This window comes from Paraburkholderia sp. 2C (assembly GCF_054589215.1).
The window spans coordinates 143,636-147,608 of sequence record NZ_BAAILL010000036.1 but is presented as its reverse complement, the minus strand read 5'-3'; the positions used below and the strand labels follow the sequence as shown (position 1 = coordinate 147,608).

Annotated in this window: 3 protein-coding genes; 2 read left to right on the top strand and 1 reads right to left on the bottom strand. The window is 67.4% G+C overall.

Annotated elements, in window-relative coordinates:
* Positions 1–469: ExbD/TolR family protein (locus ACYPXD_RS13275; RefSeq protein WP_459711845.1), on the top strand; the 469-nt coding region annotated here is incomplete at its 5' end.
* The gene (locus ACYPXD_RS13270) at positions 459–1,409 is read left to right on the top strand and encodes an energy transducer TonB (protein ID WP_459711843.1); all 951 of its coding nucleotides are present in this window, start codon (positions 459–461) and stop codon (positions 1,407–1,409) included. The genes ACYPXD_RS13275 and ACYPXD_RS13270, both read left to right, overlap by 11 nt.
* A gap of 169 nt (positions 1,410–1,578) precedes the next feature.
* On the opposite strand, the gene ACYPXD_RS13265 is transcribed toward ACYPXD_RS13270, so the two are convergent.
* A partial coding sequence (locus tag ACYPXD_RS13265; protein ID WP_459711841.1) for an excinuclease ABC subunit UvrA occupies positions 1,579–3,973 on the bottom strand: 2,395 nt, incomplete at its 5' end.

Here is a 3,973-nt window from a genome sequence, read left to right as displayed (position 1 = left end):
CCGCGGCGGCCGGCGCGGCCGCCGTCAGGGTGGGACCGTCGTCCAGAACGGTCGGCGCGAAGCCATGAAACTGCGGCGCTCACGAACCGCGAAACGCGGACGCATCGAGATCATTCCGATGATCGACGTGATGTTCTTTCTGCTCGCGACGTTCATGCTGACGTCGCTGTCCATGCAGCGGCTCGACGCGATCCGCTTGACGTTGCCGCAGGGGCATGCAGAAACGCTGGCGAGCAGCGATCAGCCGCTAACGCTGGCCATTGCGCGCGACGGACACATCGAGATCAACCGGCAACGCGTGACGCTCGACGCGGTCGCGGCGACGATCCGGCGGCTCGTCGGTCCGCAAGGCAATGTGGTGATCGCGGCGGATCAGGCGGCCGCGAACGGAATCGTGGTTCAGGCGATGCTGCGCGCCCGCGAAGGCGGGGCCGAGCATTTTCTCGTGGCGGTTCAGCGTGATCAGTAAGGCGGACGCCGGGGCGGCCGATCCGCTTGGTAAGCGTGATCGCGCGGGTAGCGTACTCAATGCGTTGCTCAATGCAGTGCTCGATGCGCGAGGGCCGCGTACGCTTGTATGCGTGCTCGCGGCGGTGGCGATCTGGATCGGGTTTTCTGTGGGATTCGTGCGCGGGCTTTGGAATCGCGGCGACGTGGCGCCTGTGACGAAGCCGGCTGCGCTCGACGTACGGCTCGTGCGCCTGCCGCCGCCCGAGTTGCCGCACGAACCGCGGCCAACGCCACAAGCAGGGCAATTGCCGCAATCGTCGCAGCAGGCGAACACGCGGACGGTTGAAGCGGCGGCGCCCGCCGCGCAGACAAAGCCTGCGCGAACGACGCGTCGCAGCGTTGAGCCGACGCGCACCGCTTCGACGCAAACACGCGATGTGTCGCGTCCCGCTGCCGCGCCGGTGGCCACGCCGCCCATCGTTGAAGGGAACGAGCGTGCGCGGCCTGTGATCGCACCGCCAACCCCGCCGGTCCCGGAGACCGCAAACGCGACATCCCCGGCCACCGCATCCGCCACGACATCTGCACACGCGAACGCGCCGCAGCCGAACGGCCCAGCGACGCCAGCAAAATCAGCAAACGCGGCAAATGCAACCAACGCAACAACAGAAGGCTCGTCGACAAGCGCCGGCAACGGTCCCGCACACGCGATCCTGCAACCGTTACCATCCTTGCCCGACGATTTACGCGAGGACGCGTTTCAAGCCGTCGCGACCGCACGCTTTTCAGTCCATCCCGACGGCTCGGTCGACGTCGCGCTGATCAAGCCGACGCACAACCCGCGGCTCAATCAACTCCTGCTCGACGCGCTAAAGAAGTGGCGCTTCTTCCCCGCGATGAAAAACGGCGAAGCGGTCGAAAGCACGCAAGATATCCGCGTGCACTTCAACATCGATTAAGAAGAGTGTGACATGAACGCATCCACGCGCGCAGCGGTGCAGCGGTGCACCGCTGCAGCAGCATAGCGCGCCACCCGCCGCCATTGCCCAGCCCCGTGCACGGGAGCAGGAGCGGCGGCCGGCAAATCCCTCACCCTCACGCCGCAATCATGTTGCCCTCATGTTGCCCTCATGCAGCCCCGACCTTCCCCGCTTCAACCGCCTCCCGCAGCGCCGCGCCGCCGCGCGCCAGCACCGGCGCGAGCGCCTGTCCGGTATGGCTTGCACGCACCTTGACGAGCCCTTCGGGGTCGGTCGCCGCGACGATCGTGCCGCCACCGACGCCGCCTTCCGGACCGAGATCGATAATCCAGTCCGCTTCGGCGATCACATCGAGATCGTGCTCGATCACGACGACGCTATGGCCGCCATCCGCGAGCCGATGCAGCACCCGGATCAGCTTCGCGACATCGGCCATATGCAGGCCGACGGTCGGTTCATCGAGCACATACAGCGTATGCGGCGCCTTCTGCCCGCGCCGCGTGATGTCGTCGCGCACCTTCGAGAGCTCCGTGACCAGCTTGATACGCTGCGCCTCGCCGCCCGATAGCGTCGGCGACGGCTGACCCAGCGTCAGATAGCCGAGCCCGACGTCTTTCATCAGTTGCAGCGGATGTGCGATGTTCGACATCGACGCGAAGAATTCAACCGCTTCGTCGATTTCCATGGTCAGCACGTCGCCAATGTTCTTGCCGCGCCAGGTGACCGCAAGCGTCTCGGGATTGAAGCGCTGACCGTGGCAGACGTCGCACGGCACCTTGACGTCCGGCAGGAAGCTCATGCCGATCGTGCGCACGCCCTGGCCTTCGCAGGCCGGGCAGCGCCCGTCGCCGGTATTGAACGAAAAGCGCGATGCGGTGTAGCCGCGTGCGCGCGCTTCGAGCGTATCGGCAAAGAGACGCCGGATCGTGTCCCACACGCCGATATACGTGGCCGGGCACGAACGCGGCGTCTTGCCGATCGGCGTCTGGTCGACTTCGAGCACGCGATCGATCGCTTCCCAGCCGGTGATCGACTCGCAGCCCTGCCACGCGTGCGTCACACTCAGCGCCGGCCGCGGCGCGCTGCGCGCGAGCACGCTCGAACGCCGGTTCGTCCGCGGCTCGTCCGCCTGCGCGGCCTTGCGCGCGCGCCGCGTTGCCGGCGACGACAGCACCGAGCGGCCGACCGCGTCGAGCAGATTCGTCATCAGCACATCGCGCGCCAGCGTCGATTTGCCCGAGCCGCTCACGCCCGTCACCGCGACGAGGCGTCCGAGCGGAATGCCGACCGTCACGCCGCGCAGATTGTGCAACTTGCCGCCATGCACGGTGAGCCACTGTTCGGGCACCGCAGCGGACACAGCGGCCGCGGCGCGCTTGCCCGCGGTCGCATTGCCCGATATTGCGGCCGGCGCGACGACCGGACGTCGCGCCTGCAACGGATGCGGAATCGGCTGCGCGAGGAAGCGGCCGGTCAGCGAATCGGGCTGCGCCGACAGATCGCTCACGCCCCCTTGGGCCACCAACGTACCGCCGCGCTTACCCGCGCCCGGACCGATATCGATGATGTGATCGGCACGCCGGATCGTATCTTCGTCGTGCTCGACGACGACCAGCGTATTGCCCTTGTCGCCGAGCTTGCGCAGCGCATTCAGCAGAATCTGGTTATCGCGCGGATGCAGACCGATGGTCGGCTCGTCGAGCACGTAGCAGACACCCTGCAGGTTGCTGCCCAGTTGCGCCGCGAGACGGATGCGCTGCGCTTCGCCGCCCGACAGACTCGGCGCCGCGCGATCGAGGCTCAGATAGCCGAGCCCGACCTCTTCGAGAAACTGCAGCCGGCTCGCAATCTCGCTGACGACATCGCGCGCGATCTCGGCCTCACGCCCCTTGAGCCGCAGCCCGTCGATCCAGCGGCGCGTATCGGACACCGTCCACTGCGCGACGTCGACGATCGGCTGCGCGTCGAACGTCACGGCGCGCGCGGTCGGGTTCAGCCGCGTGCCGTGGCAATCCGGGCACGGCTCGTCGCCGACGCCTTCGGGCTCCTGCTCATCGGACGGCAGCGTCTGCTCGCGGCCGCGATTGTCGTCGACGAGCACCGTGTCGTCGTACGCGGCGCGCTGCTCGCGCGTCAATGCAAGCCCGGTGCCGACGCAGGTCGTGCACCAGCCGTGCTTGCTGTTGTACGAGAACATGCGCGGGTCGAGCTCGGGGTAACTGGTGCCGCACACCGGGCAGGCACGCGTAGTGGACAGCACCTTGACGGCGCCGATCTTCGCGGTGCCGCCGTTTCCGCGGTTAGCCATCGCGCGCTGCAATCCGTCGAGCGGCGCGAGCAGATGCATCACGCCCTTGCCCGCTTCGAGCGTCTGTTCGAGCAGACGCCGCAGTTCCGCTTCGTTGTCGGCCGACACGACGAGATCGCCGACCGGCAGCTCGATCGTATGTTCGCGGAAGCGGTCGAGCTTCGGCCACGGGTCGACCGGCACGAACTCGCCGTCGACGCGCAAGTGCGTATTGCCGCGCGCCTTCGCCCACTTC